Source organism: Paenibacillus humicola, from assembly GCF_028826105.1.
Lineage (GTDB): Bacteria > Bacillota > Bacilli > Paenibacillales > Paenibacillaceae > Paenibacillus_Z > Paenibacillus_Z humicola.
Map to the genome: position 1 here is coordinate 62,678 of NZ_JAQGPL010000001.1, position 17,323 is coordinate 80,000.

The 17,323-nt window shown below is 59.0% G+C and carries 18 protein-coding genes (1 of these 18 only partly in view); all 18 read left to right on the plus strand.

The annotated features are described in order from the left end of the window. The first annotated feature begins 4 nt into the window (after positions 1–4). Complete coding sequence (gene ftsH / locus PD282_RS00315) at positions 5–2,005, plus strand: ATP-dependent zinc metalloprotease FtsH (protein WP_274648430.1); 2,001 nt, start codon at positions 5–7, stop codon at positions 2,003–2,005. Between the two features lie 449 nt (positions 2,006–2,454). Next, the gene (gene nadA / locus PD282_RS00320; RefSeq protein WP_274648431.1) at positions 2,455–3,393 is read left to right on the plus strand and encodes a quinolinate synthase NadA; all 939 of its coding nucleotides are present in this window, start codon (positions 2,455–2,457) and stop codon (positions 3,391–3,393) included. Positions 3,394–3,434: 41 nt separating this feature from the next. Next, positions 3,435–5,051, plus strand: coding sequence for an L-aspartate oxidase (gene nadB / locus PD282_RS00325; protein ID WP_274654943.1), 1,617 nt, complete (start codon positions 3,435–3,437; stop codon positions 5,049–5,051). Next, a complete protein-coding gene (nadC, locus tag PD282_RS00330) occupies positions 5,044–5,940 on the plus strand; it encodes a carboxylating nicotinate-nucleotide diphosphorylase (protein WP_274648432.1) in 897 nt (298 codons plus the stop codon). Before nadB ends, nadC begins: the two co-directional genes overlap by 8 nt. Continuing rightward, complete coding sequence (locus tag PD282_RS00335; protein ID WP_274648433.1) at positions 5,941–6,711, plus strand: type III pantothenate kinase; 771 nt, start codon at positions 5,941–5,943, stop codon at positions 6,709–6,711. Between the two features lie 45 nt (positions 6,712–6,756). Further along, positions 6,757–7,659 (plus strand): Hsp33 family molecular chaperone HslO, encoded by a 903-nt coding sequence (gene hslO, locus PD282_RS00340; RefSeq protein WP_274648434.1) that lies wholly within the window; start codon positions 6,757–6,759, stop codon positions 7,657–7,659. Positions 7,660–7,675: 16 nt separating this feature from the next. Continuing rightward, positions 7,676–8,632, plus strand: coding sequence for a peptidylprolyl isomerase (locus PD282_RS00345; protein WP_274648435.1), 957 nt, complete (start codon positions 7,676–7,678; stop codon positions 8,630–8,632). Between the two features lie 192 nt (positions 8,633–8,824). Further along, complete coding sequence (cysK, locus tag PD282_RS00350; protein WP_274648436.1) at positions 8,825–9,766, plus strand: cysteine synthase A; 942 nt, start codon at positions 8,825–8,827, stop codon at positions 9,764–9,766. A gap of 247 nt (positions 9,767–10,013) precedes the next feature. Continuing rightward, positions 10,014–11,633 (plus strand): anthranilate synthase component I family protein, encoded by a 1,620-nt coding sequence (locus tag PD282_RS00355; protein ID WP_274648437.1) that lies wholly within the window; start codon positions 10,014–10,016, stop codon positions 11,631–11,633. Between the two features lie 6 nt (positions 11,634–11,639). Continuing rightward, positions 11,640–12,221 carry an aminodeoxychorismate/anthranilate synthase component II gene (pabA, locus tag PD282_RS00360; RefSeq protein ID WP_274648438.1) on the plus strand — a complete coding sequence of 194 codons (582 nt, stop codon included), beginning with the start codon at positions 11,640–11,642 and terminating at the stop codon, positions 12,219–12,221. After that, entirely contained in the window at positions 12,218–13,120 is a 903-nt protein-coding gene (locus tag PD282_RS00365; protein ID WP_274648439.1) for an aminotransferase class IV, read from the plus strand. Before pabA ends, PD282_RS00365 begins: the two co-directional genes overlap by 4 nt. Continuing rightward, positions 13,117–14,007, plus strand: a complete 891-nt coding sequence (folP, locus tag PD282_RS00370) for a dihydropteroate synthase (RefSeq protein WP_274648440.1) — start codon at positions 13,117–13,119, stop codon at positions 14,005–14,007. Before PD282_RS00365 ends, folP begins: the two co-directional genes overlap by 4 nt. A gap of 12 nt (positions 14,008–14,019) precedes the next feature. Continuing rightward, complete coding sequence (folB, locus tag PD282_RS00375; RefSeq protein WP_274648441.1) at positions 14,020–14,391, plus strand: dihydroneopterin aldolase; 372 nt, start codon at positions 14,020–14,022, stop codon at positions 14,389–14,391. After that, the gene (gene folK, locus PD282_RS00380; protein WP_274654946.1) at positions 14,384–14,956 is read left to right on the plus strand and encodes a 2-amino-4-hydroxy-6-hydroxymethyldihydropteridine diphosphokinase; all 573 of its coding nucleotides are present in this window, start codon (positions 14,384–14,386) and stop codon (positions 14,954–14,956) included. The genes folB and folK overlap by 8 nt, the downstream gene beginning before the upstream one ends. Beyond that, positions 14,908–15,123: a helix-turn-helix domain-containing protein gene (locus PD282_RS00385; RefSeq protein ID WP_274648442.1), complete on the plus strand. Its 216-nt coding sequence runs from the start codon at positions 14,908–14,910 to the stop codon at positions 15,121–15,123. The genes folK and PD282_RS00385 overlap by 49 nt, the downstream gene beginning before the upstream one ends. Positions 15,124–15,166: 43 nt before the next feature. Beyond that, positions 15,167–16,198, plus strand: a complete 1,032-nt coding sequence (dusB, locus tag PD282_RS00390; RefSeq protein WP_274648443.1) for a tRNA dihydrouridine synthase DusB — start codon at positions 15,167–15,169, stop codon at positions 16,196–16,198. A gap of 358 nt (positions 16,199–16,556) precedes the next feature. Further along, positions 16,557–17,033 carry a transcription elongation factor GreA gene (greA, locus tag PD282_RS00395; RefSeq protein WP_274648444.1) on the plus strand — a complete coding sequence of 159 codons (477 nt, stop codon included), beginning with the start codon at positions 16,557–16,559 and terminating at the stop codon, positions 17,031–17,033. A gap of 161 nt (positions 17,034–17,194) precedes the next feature. Then, a protein-coding gene (gene lysS, locus PD282_RS00400) for a lysine--tRNA ligase (protein WP_420832260.1) crosses the window boundary here: on the plus strand, positions 17,195–17,323 show its start. Its footprint extends 1,377 nt past the window's final position; the window shows 129 of its 1,506 coding nt (coding positions 1–129); it begins with the start codon at positions 17,195–17,197; the stop codon falls past the right edge of the window.

Sequence of the window (17,323 nt, forward strand, 5' to 3'; positions counted from 1 at the left end):
AGGGATGAATCGGATCATCCGGAACACTGGATTTTATTTGATTATTTTTTTAGTGACCGTCGGGATCTTCCAATTTATCAGCAGCCAAAACGATACAACCGAAGAAATACGATACGACCAGCTGAGACAAGCGCTGCAGACCAACAACGTCGAGGATTTGACGATGCAGTTCGACGGCTATTCGTATCAGGTCACTGGTGACTATAAAAATCCGCCGGAAGGCGTTAAATCGAAGCATTTCTCCACGCATGCGAACATCGAGGAGTTTGCGGTCAAAGAGATTTACGACGCACAGGCGAAGAACGACTTCCAAATGACAGTCAAGCCGATGCAGGGCGAGAGCATCTGGCTGACATTCCTTACCTCAATCATTCCGTTCGTGATTATTTTCATCCTGTTCTTCTTCCTTATTAATCAGGCCCAGGGCGGCGGCGGTAAAGTGATGAACTTCGGCAAAAGCCGGGCCCGCCTGTACAATGAGGAGAAGAAACGGGTTACGTTCGAGGACGTGGCCGGAGCGGACGAGGAGAAGCAGGAGCTTGTCGAGGTTGTCGAGTTCCTGAAGGATCCGCGCAAATTCGCCGCCGTCGGCGCCCGCATCCCGAAGGGCGTGCTCCTCGTAGGTCCTCCGGGTACCGGTAAAACGCTGCTCGCGCGCGCGGTTGCGGGCGAAGCGGGCGTGCCGTTCTTCAGTATCTCCGGTTCCGACTTCGTCGAAATGTTCGTCGGCGTCGGCGCATCCCGTGTGCGCGACCTGTTCGAGAATGCGAAAAAGAACGCGCCTTGTATCATCTTCATCGACGAAATCGACGCCGTCGGCCGCCAGCGCGGCGCCGGACTCGGCGGCGGGCACGATGAACGCGAACAGACGCTGAACCAGCTCCTCGTCGAAATGGACGGCTTCGGCGCCAACGAAGGCATTATTATCGTGGCGGCGACGAACCGCCCGGATATTCTCGACCCGGCGCTGCTTCGCCCGGGCCGTTTCGACCGGCAGATCACGGTTGACCGTCCGGACGTCAAGGGCCGAGAGGCGGTGCTGAAGGTGCATGCCCGCAACAAGCCGCTGGCGCGCGACGTCAAGCTGGAGACCATTGCGAAGCGGACGACCGGCTTCACCGGCGCCGATCTCGAGAACCTGCTTAATGAGGCGGCGCTGCTTGCGGCCCGCCGCAACAAGAAGGATATCGGGATGAACGAGGTTGACGAAGCGATCGACCGCGTTATCGTCGGCACGGAGAAGCGCAGCCGCGTCATCAGCGACCGCGAGAAGCGGATTGTCGCCTATCACGAGGCCGGCCATACGATTATCGGCTATTTCCTCGAGCATGCCGACATGGTGCACAAAGTGACGATTATCCCGCGCGGCCGCGCCGGCGGATATGTCATTATGCTGCCGAAGGAAGACCGCATGCTGACGACGAAGCAGGAGCTGCTTGACAAAGTGACGGGTCTCTTGGGCGGCCGCGTCGCCGAAGAGCTGTTCATCGGCGAAATCGGCACCGGCGCTTACAGCGACTTCAAGCAGGCCACAAGCATCGTGCGCAGCATGATCATGGAATACGGGATGAGCGACAAGCTCGGACCGATGCAGTTCGGCAGCTCGCAGGGACAGGTGTTCCTCGGCCGCGATATCGGGCATGAGCAGAACTATTCCGACAAAATCGCCTACGAGATCGACCAGGAAATGCAGGCGTTCGTACACGATTGCTATACGCGCGCCAAAAACCTGCTGACCGAGAAAAGCCGGGAAGTGCACCTGATCGCGCAGACGCTGTTGAAGGAAGAGACGCTCGAGCTCGAGCAGATCAAGCGTCTGATCGAGAGCGGCCCAGACGGCCCCGTCGGAACGGACGGCAGCGAGCCTGCGGCCGAACCGAAAGCCGAGCCGTCCATCGATACGATCGGCGGCGTCAAGGTCCGGATCCAAACGAAGGAGCCGGGCGAGCCGAACCCTGCCGATCCGGAAACGGGCGGCGGCAATAACGGTGAACCCGATAAATAAGATGAATCGGTAAAGAAGATGCCCGCTGCGGAACTCCGCGGCGGGCATTTTTTTGAAGAGTTATGTCTCGCCTTTTTTCTCGATCGAACGAAGGAACTCCTCCGGTTCATCGGCTTCACGGCGGACAAGCCGCAAGCTGGATCGCCGTTCACTCCGGTAAATCGCCGGATGGCGCATCAGGGGGCGGACGGGTAAGCAGCAAGGCGGTACGCGGGGCCCAAGGCGAAATCTTTGCCAAGAAGGTCCGAAACGGGCCGTTTTATCGGTTGACAGCCGCTGTGGCCTTGTGTAAATTAAATGTTAATCGCCGTATTCAGGGTGATAACTTTCGACGAATGGACACATTATAGATAAACGACGGGGTCTCGGGTTGTGTGCGCAGTCGACGTCGGATTGCGACCCAGTTTGTGCATCTGTTCACAAAGTCAGGATGTAGAGGAGAATGGTCCATGGAGGCTCTGGCTCTCGAGCGGAAAGCGGAACAAAACCGCGAGCTGCGGGAACGTCTCTTGCAGCTGAAGAAAGAGCGCAACGCAATTATTTTGGCTCATTATTACCAGCGCGACGAAGTACAGGAGGTGGCCGATTTCCGCGGGGATTCGTTCCTGCTTGCCCAGAAGGCGGCGCAGACCGATGCGGATACGATCGTGTTTTGCGGCGTTCATTTCATGGGCGAGAGCGCCAAAATATTAGCGCCGAACAAAACCGTCCTCATCCCTGACGAACGCGCCGGCTGTCCGATGGCCGACATGGTGAACGTGGACGGGCTTCGCAAGCTGAAAGCGCAGCATCCGAACGCGACCGTCGTCACGTATATCAATTCTTCGGCGGAAATCAAGGCGGAGACGGACATCTGCTGCACCTCGGCCAATGCGCTGAAAGTCGTCAATTCGGTCGAAGGCGACGAAGTGATCTGGGTGCCGGACAAAAACCTCGGCGATTACGTGCAGCGCCACACCGACAAAAAAATGATCATTTGGGAAGGGTACTGCAATACGCACGACATGCTTACCGTGAAGGATGTCGAGGAAATGAAAGCGAAATATCCGAATGCCCAGTTTGTCGTGCATCCCGAGTGCCGGCCCGAGGTCGTGAAGCTCGGCGATTTTGTGGGCAGCACAACCGCGATCATCAAATACTGCAAGGAGTCGGATTGCAAAGAATTTATCGTCGGCACCGAGGACGGAACCGGCTATCAGCTGCGGCTCGACAGCCCGGACAAAACATTCCATTTTGCAACCAAATATTTAGTCTGCCCGAACATGAAGGTCAATAACCTGAAAAAGCTGGTCAAATGTTTGGAAACGATGCAGCCGCAAATTTATGTTCCCGAGCAAATCGCGGAGAAAGCCCGCTTGTCCCTGGAGCGCATGTTACAAGTGAAGTAGCATGCGCTACTCTCTTTTCCGAAGAAAGGAATTCGATGCTCATGATTCCGCGTTATTTGGTTGATTTCGAGCTTGAAGGGCTGCCTGTCATCGAAAAGGACGTCATTGTGATCGGGGCCGGCATTGCCGGTCTTTTTACCGCTATTAAAGCATGCGAGACGAACAGCGTCCTGATGATTACGAAGAAATCGCTGCTTGACAGCAATACCCGGTACGCGCAAGGCGGCATCGCGGCCGTTATTTCCAGCGATGATTCGCCGGAGTATCACCGGCAGGATACGCTTGCGGCCGGCGCCGGGCTCTGCTCGGATCAGGCTGTCGATGTGCTCGTCCATGAAGGCCCGAGCGGGGTTGACGATCTGGTGCGGATGGGAACGCATTTCGATCAGGAGAACGGCGAATACGCGCTGACGAAGGAAGGGGCGCACAGCCAGCGCCGCATTTTGCATGCGAATGGGGATGCGACCGGCTTTGAAATCGTTCGCGCGCTGTCGGAGAAAGCGGTTGCCGACTCGCGGATCGAAGTATGGGACGAGCATTTCGTCATCGATCTGGTGACGAGCGGCTCCGAATGCATCGGCGCTTTAGTGCAGAAGCCGGACGGCCAGCGTCTGTTCGTCCGCGGCAAAGCGACGGTTCTGTGCACCGGCGGCGCCGGCCAGCTGTACCGCTACACGACGAACCCGGAGGTTGCGACCGGAGACGGAATTGCGATGGCCTATCGTGCGGGCGCTTACATACAGGATGTGGAGTTTATTCAATTCCATCCCACATCGCTGTGTTACCCCGGAGCGCCGCGTTTTCTCATTTCGGAGGCGGTACGCGGCGAGGGCGCCGTCCTGCGGAACATCAAAGGCGAGCGGTTTATGGAGCGCTACCATGAGCAGCTGGAGCTGGCGCCGCGCGACGTGGTCGCCCGGGCGATCATCAGCGAGATGGAAGAGACGAAGTCGACCTTCGTCTATATCGACATTACGCATGAATCGGCGGAGATGATCCGGCACCGGTTCCCGAACATTTACGAATTTTGTCTCCAGTACGGGCTCGATTTGACGACCGACTGGATTCCGGTCGCTCCGGCGGCGCATTATATGATGGGCGGCGTGAAAACCGATTTGAACGGCGAGACGAACATCAATCGCCTGTTTGCTTGCGGTGAATGCTCGTCCACCGGGGTACATGGCGCGAACCGGCTGGCAAGCAATTCGCTGTCTGAGGCCATCGTATTCGGGCGCCGCATCGTTGATCGGATCAGCCGGCTGAAGCCGCTACTGCCGGACGTCTCCGCCCATGCCGAGTCGATGCATCGGAGCGGAGCGCCGATGCAGGCCGTAGTGGAGCGCCGGCTCAAGCTGCAAAAGGTGATGGTCCGCTACGTCGGACTGCGCCGCAGCGGCAAAGGGCTTGGCAGGGGACTTGAAGAGCTGAAGCGCCAGCTGCCTATTTTCCAGTCGGTGCTGACGAAAAGGGAAGAATTCGAATTTGCCAATATGCTCACGTGCGCGCTGCTTACCGCGAATGCGGCCTTATCGCGCGAAGAGAGCAGAGGCGCGCATTGCCGGGAAGATTTTCCGGAGAGGGACGACCTGAAGTGGCGCAAGCATACAGTGCTGCATCGGGAATACGGCGTTACCGAGGAGCGGATCGAATATGTATAACGCGGCACTTGCCGCCATCACCGGCGGTATCGGCATCGATGCGCTGCAGGCGCAAATCCGGGCGTGGCTGGCCGAGGACGTCGGAACGGGCGACGTGACGACCTGGGCGACGATTCCGGCAGACAGCCGTTCGAAGGCGGTCATTCATGCGAAAGAGGACGGCGTGATCGCCGGCATCGCGGTTTCCGAGCTCGTGTTCCATACGGTCGACGAATCGCTGTCGTTTCGGCCGCTAGTCCGCGACGGGGAAGCGGTGACGAAGGGCACCGTACTTGCCGAGGTGGAAGGCAGCACGCACTCCGTGCTGACCGGCGAACGTCTGGCGCTTAATTTGCTGCAGCGGATGTCCGGCATTGCGACGAAGACGCGTACGTTCGTCGATGCGCTGGAAGGGCTGCCTGTCCGGCTCGTCGATACGCGCAAGACGACGCCCGGCCACCGGGTGCTGGAGAAATATGCGGTCCGGGTCGGCGGCGGCGCGAATCACCGGTTTGGTTTATATGATGCCGTGATGATCAAGGATAATCATATTAAAGGCTCGGGCGGCATTGAGGGCGCGGTTCGGGCCGCGCGAAGCGTCATCCCGCATACGATGAAGATCGAAGTGGAGACGGAGTCGCTCGAGCAGGTGGAGGAAGCGCTCGTAAGCGGCGCGGATATCATTATGCTGGACAATATGCCGAGCGGCATGATGAAGGATGCGGTCGCCCGCATCAAATCGCGCGCGCCGCACGTCATCGTAGAGGCGTCCGGCGGCGTCCGGCTCGATACGATCCGCGGCATTGCTGAATGCGGCGTCGACGTCATTTCGGTGGGCGCGCTCACGTATTCGTTTCAATCGCTTGATATCAGCTTGGACCTGGGCGGGAAAAAAGGAGGCCAGGCGTAAGTGATTTTTGTTATCGATGTGGGCAATACCCATATTGTGCTTGGCATTTACCGGGGCCGCAACCTGCTGCATCACTGGCGGCTCAGCACGAATCGGTCCTCGACCGTCGACGAATACGGGATGATGGTGCATAACCTGTTCCATATCGCCGGACTGAGGCTGACGGACGTCGAAGGGGTTATCATTTCGTCCGTCGTCCCGCCGCTTATGCGGACGCTCGAGCAGCTGTGCGCGCAATATTTGCGCAAAAGCCCGCTGGTCGTCGGCCCCGGCATCAAGACCGGGCTCAATATCCGGTACGAAAATCCGCGCGAGGTCGGCGCCGACCGGATCGTTAACGCGGTGGCCGGCATCGAGAAATACGGCGTGCCGCTTATTGTGGTCGATTTCGGCACGGCGACGACGTTCGATTATATCGACCCGAGCGGCAGCTATCTGGGCGGAGCGATCGTACCGGGCATCGGCATTTCGACGGAGGCGCTGTACCAGCGCGCGGCGAAGCTGCCCCGCATCGAGCTTGTAAAACCAAAAAGCGTGATCGGCCGCAATCCCGTTACTTCCATGCAGGCGGGTGTCATATACGGCTATGCGGGGCAGGTGGACGGCATCGTTCGCCGCATCCGCACCGAATTTAACGTCTCGCCGCGCGTCGTGGCGACGGGCGGTCTTTCCGAGCTGATCGCCGCCGAATCGGAAACGATCGAAGTGGTCGATCCGCTTCTGACGCTGGAAGGACTGCGAATGATTTACGAGCGCAATCAGGATCATTAACGCATATAGACGGTATTGTAATCGAAGGACGGGAGGGAGATGACAATGGAAAGCACGAGCAACGATTATTTGGTGCGCGGCACCGCTTGGGGCGGTAAGCTGCGGCTGTTTGCCGTCACGACGTCCGCGCTGGTCGACGAGCTCCGCCGCCGTCAGGGGACGCTCCCGACGACGACGGCGGCGCTCGGACGCATCGCAACGGCAGGCGCGATGATGGGCGCGATGCTGAAGGGCGAAGAGAAGCTGACGATTCAAGTGAAGGGCGACGGCCCGGTCGGCCAAATCGTCGTCGACGCGAATGCCCGCGGCGAAGTGCGCGGCTATGTCGATCACCCGCAGGTACAGCTCGCCAGCAATGCGCTCGGCAAGCTGGACGTGGCGGGCGCAGTAGGAAGAAGCGGCCACATTCACGTAATCAAGGACCTTGGGCTGAAGGATCCGTACCGGGGGAGCATCCCGATCGTTTCGGGAGAGCTCGCGGAAGATTTTACCTATTATTTCGCAACCTCGGAACAGACGCCGTCGGTCGTCGGGCTTAGCGTGCTGGTGGACGAATACGGCAGGGTGCTCAACGCGGGCGGTTTTATCGTACAGATGATGCCGGGCTGCGAAGAAGATGAGATTGCGAAGCTGGAGCGGTCGGTTTCCGTCCTGCCTCCGATTTCCGCGCTGCTGGACCAGGGCGAGACGCCGGAAGGACTGCTCCGCTGGGTTGTGGGCGAGAATATGGAACTGCTTGACCGGATGGACGTCATATTCAAGTGCAAATGCTCGCGAGAGCGTGTGGAACGGACGCTGATCAGCATGGGAGAGCAGGAGCTGAGGCAGCTCATCGAGGAAGACGGGAAAGCGGAAGTCGTATGCCATTTTTGCAACGAGAAGTATGCCTTTGACCGCGAGCAATTGATGACGCTGCTCGATCAAGCGAAGCCGAAGCCGATTTCGTAATCGGGGGCCGGATGTGATGGGGAAAGACCGGGTACTGAGGACTGTTGTGATCCTGCAAGGCCTTTGTATGATCGTGCTTGCCGTCGTGGTCGTGACGCGCGTGCTGGCGGCGCCCGCCGAATCGCACGCCTCGGAGACCGGAGGGGCCGATAATGGAGGAAATGAGCCGTCGCGGTCGGCCGGCCGGGTTGCAGCCACCGTCGGGGATGAGCAAATAACCGAGGAAGAGCTGGCCGCGGCGCTGCGGAGCGAGTACGGTGACAGCGTACTGCATACCTTAATGGTACGCTCGGCCGTCCGTCAGGAGGCCGCCGCCTATGGGCTCGGCGTTTCGCCGGAGGAGCTGGACAGTGAGCTGGCGGAGGAGATGGAAGGGTACGGCGGCGAACAGCCGTTTTATCAGGCGATGAAGGACCAGCTCGGGCTGACGCCCGAAGCCGTCCGGGAAGATGCGAAATACCGGCTGCTGCTCGAGAAGATCGCCACGCGGACGATCAGCGTGAGCGACCGGGAGATCGACGATTACATCAAGGCAAACAAAGACGAGTTTGAACCGAAGGTGCAGTATCGTCTGGCCTGGATCCTGTCCGCGGACAAGCAGGATGCAGACGCGGTGCTGGACAAGCTGGGAAAAGGCGAAGAATTCGCGTTGATGGCGCGGACGTATTCGACGGACAAGGACACGGCGGCGAATGGCGGCGAGCTGGGGCTTATCGATGCGGACGACCCGTTTGTCGGCGGCGGCGTTATGAAAACGGCTGCCGCCATGAGCATCGGCGAGGTTGCCGGCCCGATCGCGGTACCGGGGGGTCAGGCGGTGGTCAAGCTGGAGGAGAAGCGGAGCGGGCCCGCGATGAGCGTCAAGAAACAGCGGGAGATCGCCCGCCGCCAGGTTGCGCTGTCGAAAGCGAGCCCGACGCCGGAAGTGGAAGAGGAATTGCTGACAAAATATAAAGCGGCGATCATGAAGTAAACGTGACGCGTGCCTCGGGTAGGCGCGCGTTTTTGCATCGGGCGCTCCTTTCTCCGAAGCGGCGGCCGGGCCGGCCCGAAGGTGCCGCGAAGACGCGCGGACCGCAGAAACTCGCTATTGACAACGGATGTAAACGATTGATAAGATAAAGGAAAACCTACTGATTTAGTCGGAATAGGAGGCTCACCAAACATGGCCAGAATTGTACAAAGCGTTACGGAACTTATCGGAGATACACCGCTTGTCCGTCTGAACCGGCTTGTTCCCGAGGGCAGCGCAGAGATTTACGTCAAGCTTGAGTACCAAAATCCGGGCGCGAGCGTGAAAGACCGGATCGCCATCAGCATGGTCGAAGCGGCCGAAGCCGACGGCCTGATCAAGCCGGGCGTCAATACGATTATTGAGCCGACGAGCGGAAATACGGGTATCGGGCTTGCCATGGTTGCCGCAGCGAAAGGGTATAAGGCGGTTTTCGTCATGCCGGAAACGATGAGCAACGAACGGAAAAATCTGCTTCGTGCGTACGGCGCGGATCTCGTGCTGACGCCGGGCTCCGAAGGCATGAACGGCGCCGTTCGCCGCGCGGAGGAAATTTTGAAGGAGAACCCGTCCTACTTCATGCCGCAGCAGTTCAAGAACCAGGCGAATGTGAACGTTCACCGCAGAACGACAGGGCCGGAAATCGTTGAGGCGATCAACTCGCTGGACGGCAAGCTGGACGCTTTCGTAGCCGGGATCGGCACGGGCGGTACTATTTCCGGCGCCGGCGAAGTGCTCAAGAAAAACTTCCCGGGCATCAAAATTGTCGCCATCGAGCCTGCGGCATCGCCGATTCTGTCCGGCGGCAAGCCGGGACCGCACAAAATTCAAGGTCTTGGCGCGAACTTTATCCCGGACATTCTGAACCGCGAAATTTACGATCAGATCATTACGGTCGAGAACGACGACGCATTTGAAACCGCGCGCAAAGCCGCTAAGGAAGAAGGCATTCTGTGCGGTATTTCGTCCGGCGCCGCCATCTTTGCGGCACTGCAGGTGGCCAAAGAGCTGGGCGCGGGCAAGCGCGTCGTTGCAATCGTTCCGTCCAACGGCGAGCGATATTTGTCCACGCCGCTGTTCAACTTCGAGAACTGACTGTTCGGCACGCACGCCGTGTCATAACCTCGAGGTTCGGCAGCAAGCATGGCCGGTTCAGCCGGGTTCCCCGATTTTTCGGGAGCCCGGCTTTTGCAATTTCGGGCGCTCCTGTCATAGGCGGCTAATTTCTGAGGGTGGCCGGGCTGGCGGGATTTGACACGGCCCTTTCCTTTTCGTCCCCGATTCGGTATACTAGCTTGCAAAACATAACGAGCGGACGGGCGCGCGGTTTGAAGGCGGCATCATGGGGCTTGTACGGGAAGGAATGGAGCGGGGATTGGAAGCGATCGTATCGACCGCATTTGCGGACTGGGTATTGTGGCATAATGAAGGTTATACGTCGCTTCCGCTGCTGCTGGAACGGCCGCTGCCTCCGGAGCGGCTGCGGCCGGCTTCCTGGGAGCCGGCTTGGCGGTCGGCCGACTCGCACGCGATTGTGCTGGAAAGCGGGAAGGACGGACGGTATACGTATTTGGGAATCGGGCCGTCATCCGTCATCCGCGGCAAGGGCGGACGGGCCGAAGCATGGGACAGGGACGATCGTTCCGGGCGAAGCGAGACAAAGACCCGTTATGAGGGCGGACCGCTCGAAACCGTGCGTACCTGGATGGAAGGGCGAAGAGCGCCCAGGCTCTGGTGGGGGCCAAAATGGACAGGCGGCTGCGCCGGCTTCTGGAGCTACGATATTGTCCGTTCCATCGAACGGCTTCCGGAAACGGCGGCGGACGATCTCGGTCTGCCGGATTATCTGTTCATGCGGTTCGATGAGCTGTGGGTGATCGATCGTATCGGAGAGGTGCTGTTTTGCGCCGTCCATACGGAAGTCGTGCCCGGCATGACGGAGCATCACCTTCGCTCCCTTTATGAGGACGCGATCGGGAGGGCGGAAGCAATGCTCCGGCAGTGGGAAGAATGGACAAGCGGCGGCGCGGGCGAAGAAGCGGCAGACAGATGCCGGATGCGGACGGAGCGGCTGGAAAAGGAATCGCTGCATATCGATATCGAGGCGGTGGAAGGCATTACCTCCCCGTTTCCCAAGACGGCTTATATGGAAGCGGTCCAGCGAATTCGGGACTATATTGCTCAGGGCGACGTGTTCCAGGTCAACTTGTCGCTGCGGCAGAGCAGGCGGCTTGCCGCCCGGCCGGAGGAGCTGTACGAGTGGCTGCGGCTGATCAATCCGTCGCCGTATATGGGATTTTTGCGCTGCCCCGATTTTCAGCTGGTTTCGGCGTCGCCTGAGCTGCTGGTCGAGCTTCGGGACGGCAGGCTGGCGACGAGGCCGATCGCCGGCACGCGGAGGCGGGGCCGGACCGAAGAAGAGGACCGGCGTATGGCCGAGGAGCTCCGGACGAGCGAGAAGGAGCGGGCGGAGCACATCATGCTCGTCGATTTGGAGCGCAACGACCTCGGGCGGATCGCCGCTTATGGCTCCGTACGAGTGAAAGAGCTGATGGCGATCGAATATTACAGCCACGTGATGCATCTGGTCTCGCAGGTCGAAGGCTTGCTGGCGGAAGGAAAGGACGCCTTCGACGTCATCGCCGCGACGTTTCCGGGCGGTACGATCACGGGAGCGCCGAAGGTCCGCACGATGGAGATCATCGAGGAGCTTGAGCCCGTGCGCCGGGGACCGTACACGGGCTCGCTCGGCTGGATTGACTACGGCGGCGATATGGAATTTAATATTATTATTCGCACGATGACGGTGAAGGACGGCGTCGTCCACACGCAGGCCGGAGCGGGCATCGTTATCGATTCCGTGCCGGAGCGCGAATATTACGAGTCGCTGAACAAGGCGAAGGCGCTGTGGAAAGCGATCGAATACAGCGAGCGGTCGGCCGAACATATTCCGAGGGGGTAGACGCACATGATTTTGGTTATCGACAATTACGATTCGTTTACGTATAACCTGGTCCAATATTTGGGTGAGCTTGGCGAGGAGATCGTCGTGAAGCGCAACGACGAGGTCGATCTGGAGAGCATCGCCGCGCTCGGGCCGGATCATATTTTAATCTCCCCCGGCCCGTGCAGCCCGAACGAAGCGGGGGTCAGCCTTGCGCTCATCGACCGGTTCAAAGGCGAGATCCCGATATTCGGCGTCTGCCTCGGGCATCAGTCGATCGGACAGGCGTTCGGCGGAGACGTCGTGCGGGCGGAAAAGCTGATGCACGGCAAAACATCGGAAATTTTGCACGACGGTAAAACGATCTTCGAAGGCATTCCGTCGCCGTTTACGGCAACCCGGTACCATTCCTTGATCGTCAAAAAAGAAACGCTTCCGGACTGCCTGGAAATTAGCGCGGAAACGGCGGAGGGCGAAATTATGGGGCTTCGCCATAAGGAATATCCGATCGAAGGCGTACAATTTCATCCCGAATCGATCATTACCGAGAACGGACTCCTGCTGCTCCGTAACTTTTTGCGTCTCCGGGCAGGCGCAGCGCGATGAAAATCGGCATGCGGGGCGCGGTTCGTCCTTCGGAGGAAGCCGTGATCTCGGTCTACGATCACGGCTTTTTGTATGGCATGGGACTGTTCGAGACGTTTCGCACCTATAACGGCGGGCGGCCTTATCTGTTGAAGCGGCATTTACAGCGGCTTGAAGAGGGCTGCCGCTCGCTCGGTATTGCCTATCGGCCGGACGAAGCGGCGCTTCGAAGCCTGCTGGCGGACCTCATGCGCGCGAACGGGCTGGATGAGGCTTACGTTCGCCTGACGGTGACGGCCGGCGAAGGGGAGCTCGGGCTCCCGCCCGCCGATTACTCCGAGCCGGTCGAGCTGCTGATGGCCAAGCCGCTGCCGGCTGCCGATCCCGGGCTGTACGAGACCGGCCGGCAGCTCGCGCTCTTGCGGACAAGCCGCAACACGCCCGAGGGCGAACTTCGTCTGAAGTCGCTGCATTATATGAACAATATTATAGCCAAGAGGGAGCTGCGCGGACTCGGCACCGCTCCCGGATCGGAAGGGCTGATGCTAACGAAGGACGGTCTGCTTGCCGAAGGAATCGTCAGCAATCTGTTTTTCGTTGCGGAGGGGACGGTATGCACGCCTTCGCTCGTTACGGGTATTTTGCCGGGCATCACCCGGGCGAGGATCATCGAGCTTGCCGCCGATGCCGGTTTGCGCGTCGAAGAGGGCTTGTTTGACTGGAGCCGGTTAATTCAAGCGGAGGAAATTTGGGTAACGAATTCTGTACAGGAGCTCGTTCCCGTTACGGAGCTGCGCGGCCTCGAGGGGACGGCTTTGCGAATCGGAGACGGTTCGGCCGGACCGGTCGCGCGCAAACTGCTTGCCGCCTATCGCGCGGATATTGCGTCGCAGACGGGAAAGGATGGACAGCAGCGATGACGGAGAAGCATGCCGGATTTCATGGGAACGATGCCGCGGCGGCGGCCCCATACAAACGCATCTACGAGCTGGATGGCGGCATCAGGCTCGAGCTGGGCGAACGGACGCTTATTATGGGTATCCTGAACGCGACGCCGGATTCGTTTTCGGACGGAGGCCGCTACAATAGCGTGGAGGCGGCGGTCGCCCATGCGCGCGCGATGGTAGAGGAAGGCGCCGACATCATCGATATCGGCGGCGAATCGACCCGTCCCGGCTTCGACCCCGTGCCGCTCGAAGAAGAACTGCGGCGCGTGCTGCCGGTTATCCGCGCCGTGCGCAAAGCGCTTCCCCACGTGCCGGTCTCGATCGACACGTATAAGGCGGAGACCGCGCGCCTGGCGCTCGAGGCCGGCGCGCACATCGTCAACGACGTCTGGGGTCTTAAAGCCGACCCCCGAATGGCCCAGGTTGCCGCCGAATACGGCTGCCCCGTCATTGCGAGCCACAACCGGCACGCCCGCGATTACGCGGACCTGGTGCCGGATGTGGTCGCGGACCTGCGGGCGAGTGTCGCCATCGCCCGCGCCGGCGGCGTCGCCGATGACGCGATCTGGCTCGATCCGGGCATCGGCTTTGCCAAAACGACCGGCGACAACCTGCGGCTCATGGGCAGCCTCGGCCGGCTGACGTCGCTCGGCTATCCGGTGCTGCTCGGCACGTCGCGCAAAAAGTTCATCCGCGAGACGCTGCGGCTGGACGCCGGCGAGGCCGCGTTCGGCACGGCGGCGACCGTCGCGCTTGGCATCGCGCAGGGGTGCCAGATCATGCGCGTCCACGATGTCCGCGATATGAAGCGCTGTGCTTCGATGGCAGACGCCATCATGTATAAATCCACGACAACATAGGAGGTGCGCGCAATGGACCGGATGCTGCTGCAGGGTATGCGTTTTTTCGGGTATCATGGCGTGTTTCCCGAGGAAAATAAACTGGGCCAGCAATTTTACGTCGATCTTGAACTGCGGCTCGATTTAACCCGGGCGGCGGAAACCGACGAGCTGGAGCACACCGTCAATTATGCCGGCATCCACGAGTTGATCAAACAAATCGTCGAAGGGCCGCCGTTTAAGCTGATCGAAGCTTTGGCCGGCGGCATTGCATCGCGGGTGCTGGACGCTTATACTAATGTCAATGAAGTGACCGTCCGGGTAACGAAGCCGCATCCGCCGTTTGACATTCAGTTCGACGGCGTAACCGTGGAGCTTTCGAGAAAGCGTGGCAAACATGACTGAGCACATTCTGCCTCACCCAACCGGCGCGGCCGGGGATCGGGTGATGCTGGCTTATATCGCGCTTGGCTCCAACATCGGTGACCGCGTTCATCTGCTGCAGGAGGCGCTTGAGCGGCTCGACGGGCATCCTCGTATCGGTGTGGAGCGCGTATCGGGCGTTTATGAAACCGACCCGGTCGGTTTCACCGATCAACCCCCTTTTTTGAATATGGCCGCGGAGCTTCGCACCTCACTTGATCCGCTGGAGCTGCTGCATGTCATGCTCGACGTCGAGAATGAGCTGGGGCGGACAAGAGAGATCCGGTGGGGGCCGCGGACGATCGATTTGGACTTATTGCTGGCGGACGATATCGTTATGACCCAAGACGAGCTGACGCTTCCGCATCCGCGCATGATGGAACGGGCTTTCGTGCTTGTTCCTCTGCGCGATGTGCTGCCTGCCGGGCATCCTTTTTACGAAAAGGTGTCGGAGGCGGCGGACAAGGCGGCTTCGGTTGGAGAGGAAGGCATCATGTTATGGAATACGATCAATTGGCGCACCGTGTCAGAGCATTCAGGAAGCTGAAAGGCTACACCCAGCAGGAGCTGGCGGAGAAGCTGGACCTTTCGGTTGCCGTGCTCGGTTCGCTCGAACGGGGAACGCGAAAAGCGGACCCTAAGCTGCTGGAGCGCATATGCGCCACGCTCGGCATCAGCTACGAGGAGCTCACGGCGGAGAAGAAACAACCTTAAGCGGCGAACGAACGCAGCGTTCGGAAAGGAGTGCGATGCGCACATGCTAAAAATCGGAAACATCGAGATGAAAAACAAGGTCGTGCTTGCGCCGATGGCAGGCGTGTGCAACCCGGCCTTTCGATTGATAGCCAAAGAGTTCGGCTGCGGCCTAGTTTGCGCCGAAATGGTCAGTGACAAAGCGATTTTGCACGGCAATAAGCGGACGATGGAGATGCTCTTTGTCGACGAACGCGAGAAACCGCTCAGCCTGCAAATCTTCGGCGGCGACCGGGAATCGCTGGTGGAAGCCGCGAAAGTTGTCGACAAGCAGACAAACGCGGACATTATCGACATCAACATGGGCTGTCCCGTACCGAAGGTGACAAAATGCGACGCGGGGGCCCGTTGGCTCCTCGATCCGAACAAAATCTATGAAATGGTTTCGGCTGTCGTCGATTCCGTAAGCAAGCCGGTCACCGTCAAAATGCGCATCGGCTGGGACAGCGAGCATATCTATGCCGTGGACAACGCCAGGGCCGTCGAACGCGCGGGCGGCAAAGCCGTCAGCGTCCATGGGCGGACGCGCGAACAGCTGTATACCGGCAAAGCGGATTGGGATATGATAAAAGAGGTCAAGCAAGCGGTTTCCATTCCCGTTATCGGAAACGGCGACGTCTTTACGCCGGAGGACGCCAAAAAAATGCTCGAGCATACCGGCTGCGACGGCGTCATGATCGGAAGGGGTGCGCTCGGCAATCCGTGGATGCTGTACCGTACCGTTCATTATTTGACGGGGGGCGAGCTTCTTCCCGACCCGTCGCCGCGCGAGAAAATGGAAATTGCGATCGTGCACATGGACCGGCTTGTCCAGCTGAAGGGCGAATCCGTCGCCGTCCGGGAGATGCGCAAGCATTTGGCCTGGTATTTGAAAGGACTTCCGGGAGCCGCGCGCGTCAAGGATACGATTATGGAAGAAACGAGCCGCGATAACATGGTTCGCATTTTAGAGCAGTACATCGACTCGCTCGGAGAAGACGGCGAACGTCCGGCTGCAGGATCCGGCGCCTCCTCCGAAGAGGTCGTTTATCATTAAACAACGCATGCGGCGTCTGCGGTTTCCCGCAACGGACTCCGTATGCTGTCAGCGAAGAAGTGAAGCGTTTTCAAACCGGCTCTCGACGACCGTACCCGTTTCGTTGACATCTGGGGTAAATTTGAAATATAATTTTGCAATAAATTAGAATTTACCGTTTCGGCGGTGACTTTCCGCGATGCGCCGGCGTTTGCCGGCGCGGCGCCGGGCCATCCGCGAGTAAAATCGTCCGTCTGCTTAGTAAGCTGACTAGCCTGACCGTCTTCCGGCGGTGTCATTGGTATGGAGCGTAATATATTAAGTAACAGTGAATTCATACGCGGTATGAAAATTGTCACACGACAGGAGAATCGGTAAGATGAGCGATAAAGAGATCATTTTGACGCAGGACGGGCTCAAGAAGCTGGAGGAAGAACTCGAGAACCTGAAGTCGGTCAAGCGCCGCGAAGTCGCCGAGCGGATCAAAATCGCGATCGGTTACGGGGATATCAGCGAGAACTCCGAATACGAAGACGCCAAGAACGAGCAGGCGTTTATCGAAGGGCGCATCATCACGCTGGAGAAAATGCTTCGCAACGCCCGCATCATCAACAACGACGAAATCGACATCGATACGGTGAGCATCGGCTCGATCGTAACGGTTCAAGATATGGAATACGGCGACACGATGGAATATACGATCGTCGGGACGGCCGAATCCGATCCCCTGCAAAATAAAATTTCGAACGAAAGTCCGGTCGGCAAATCGATTCTCGGCAAGAAAAAAGGAACCGTCGTCGATGTGAGCGTTCCGGCCGGCATTATTCAATATAAAATCGTCGATATCAAGAAATAAGAAGGTTGATTGTTTTGCGACTAAGCTTCCTCCGGAAGCTTTTTTCTCTAATTGGGCTGCCCGTTCCCGGCCGTATCACGCGATGAGACGTGCGATCCGCACCGGACGGCGAAGGCCGCTCCCGATTTACCCGTTGGTATAAACGTTAGGAGTTGAACGAAGTGGAGCATCAAACGCAAGAGCAGGAAATTAGCGAGCTGCTGCAAATTCGCCGGGATAAGCTGGACGAGCTGCGCGCGCTCGGCATCGATCCGTTCGGCCGTAAGTTTGAGCGGAGCCACCATGCGAAG

Coding starts and splice junctions, on each gene's coding strand:
- PD282_RS00355 (WP_274648437.1), top strand. CDS start 10,014: ATGGGGCTTGTACGGGAAGGAATGGAGCGGGGATTGGAAGCGATCGTA.
- pabA (WP_274648438.1), top strand. CDS start 11,640: ATGATTTTGGTTATCGACAATTACGATTCGTTTACGTATAACCTGGTC.
- ftsH (WP_274648430.1), top strand. CDS start 5: ATGAATCGGATCATCCGGAACACTGGATTTTATTTGATTATTTTTTTA.
- folP (WP_274648440.1), top strand. CDS start 13,117: ATGACGGAGAAGCATGCCGGATTTCATGGGAACGATGCCGCGGCGGCG.
- folB (WP_274648441.1), top strand. CDS start 14,020: ATGGACCGGATGCTGCTGCAGGGTATGCGTTTTTTCGGGTATCATGGC.
- PD282_RS00345 (WP_274648435.1), top strand. CDS start 7,676: ATGGGGAAAGACCGGGTACTGAGGACTGTTGTGATCCTGCAAGGCCTT.
- nadC (WP_274648432.1), top strand. CDS start 5,044: ATGTATAACGCGGCACTTGCCGCCATCACCGGCGGTATCGGCATCGAT.
- greA (WP_274648444.1), top strand. CDS start 16,557: ATGAGCGATAAAGAGATCATTTTGACGCAGGACGGGCTCAAGAAGCTG.
- cysK (WP_274648436.1), top strand. CDS start 8,825: ATGGCCAGAATTGTACAAAGCGTTACGGAACTTATCGGAGATACACCG.
- PD282_RS00365 (WP_274648439.1), top strand. CDS start 12,218: ATGAAAATCGGCATGCGGGGCGCGGTTCGTCCTTCGGAGGAAGCCGTG.
- nadA (WP_274648431.1), top strand. CDS start 2,455: ATGGAGGCTCTGGCTCTCGAGCGGAAAGCGGAACAAAACCGCGAGCTG.
- nadB (WP_274654943.1), top strand. CDS start 3,435: ATGATTCCGCGTTATTTGGTTGATTTCGAGCTTGAAGGGCTGCCTGTC.
- folK (WP_274654946.1), top strand. CDS start 14,384: ATGACTGAGCACATTCTGCCTCACCCAACCGGCGCGGCCGGGGATCGG.
- PD282_RS00385 (WP_274648442.1), top strand. CDS start 14,908: ATGGAATACGATCAATTGGCGCACCGTGTCAGAGCATTCAGGAAGCTG.
- hslO (WP_274648434.1), top strand. CDS start 6,757: ATGGAAAGCACGAGCAACGATTATTTGGTGCGCGGCACCGCTTGGGGC.
- dusB (WP_274648443.1), top strand. CDS start 15,167: ATGCTAAAAATCGGAAACATCGAGATGAAAAACAAGGTCGTGCTTGCG.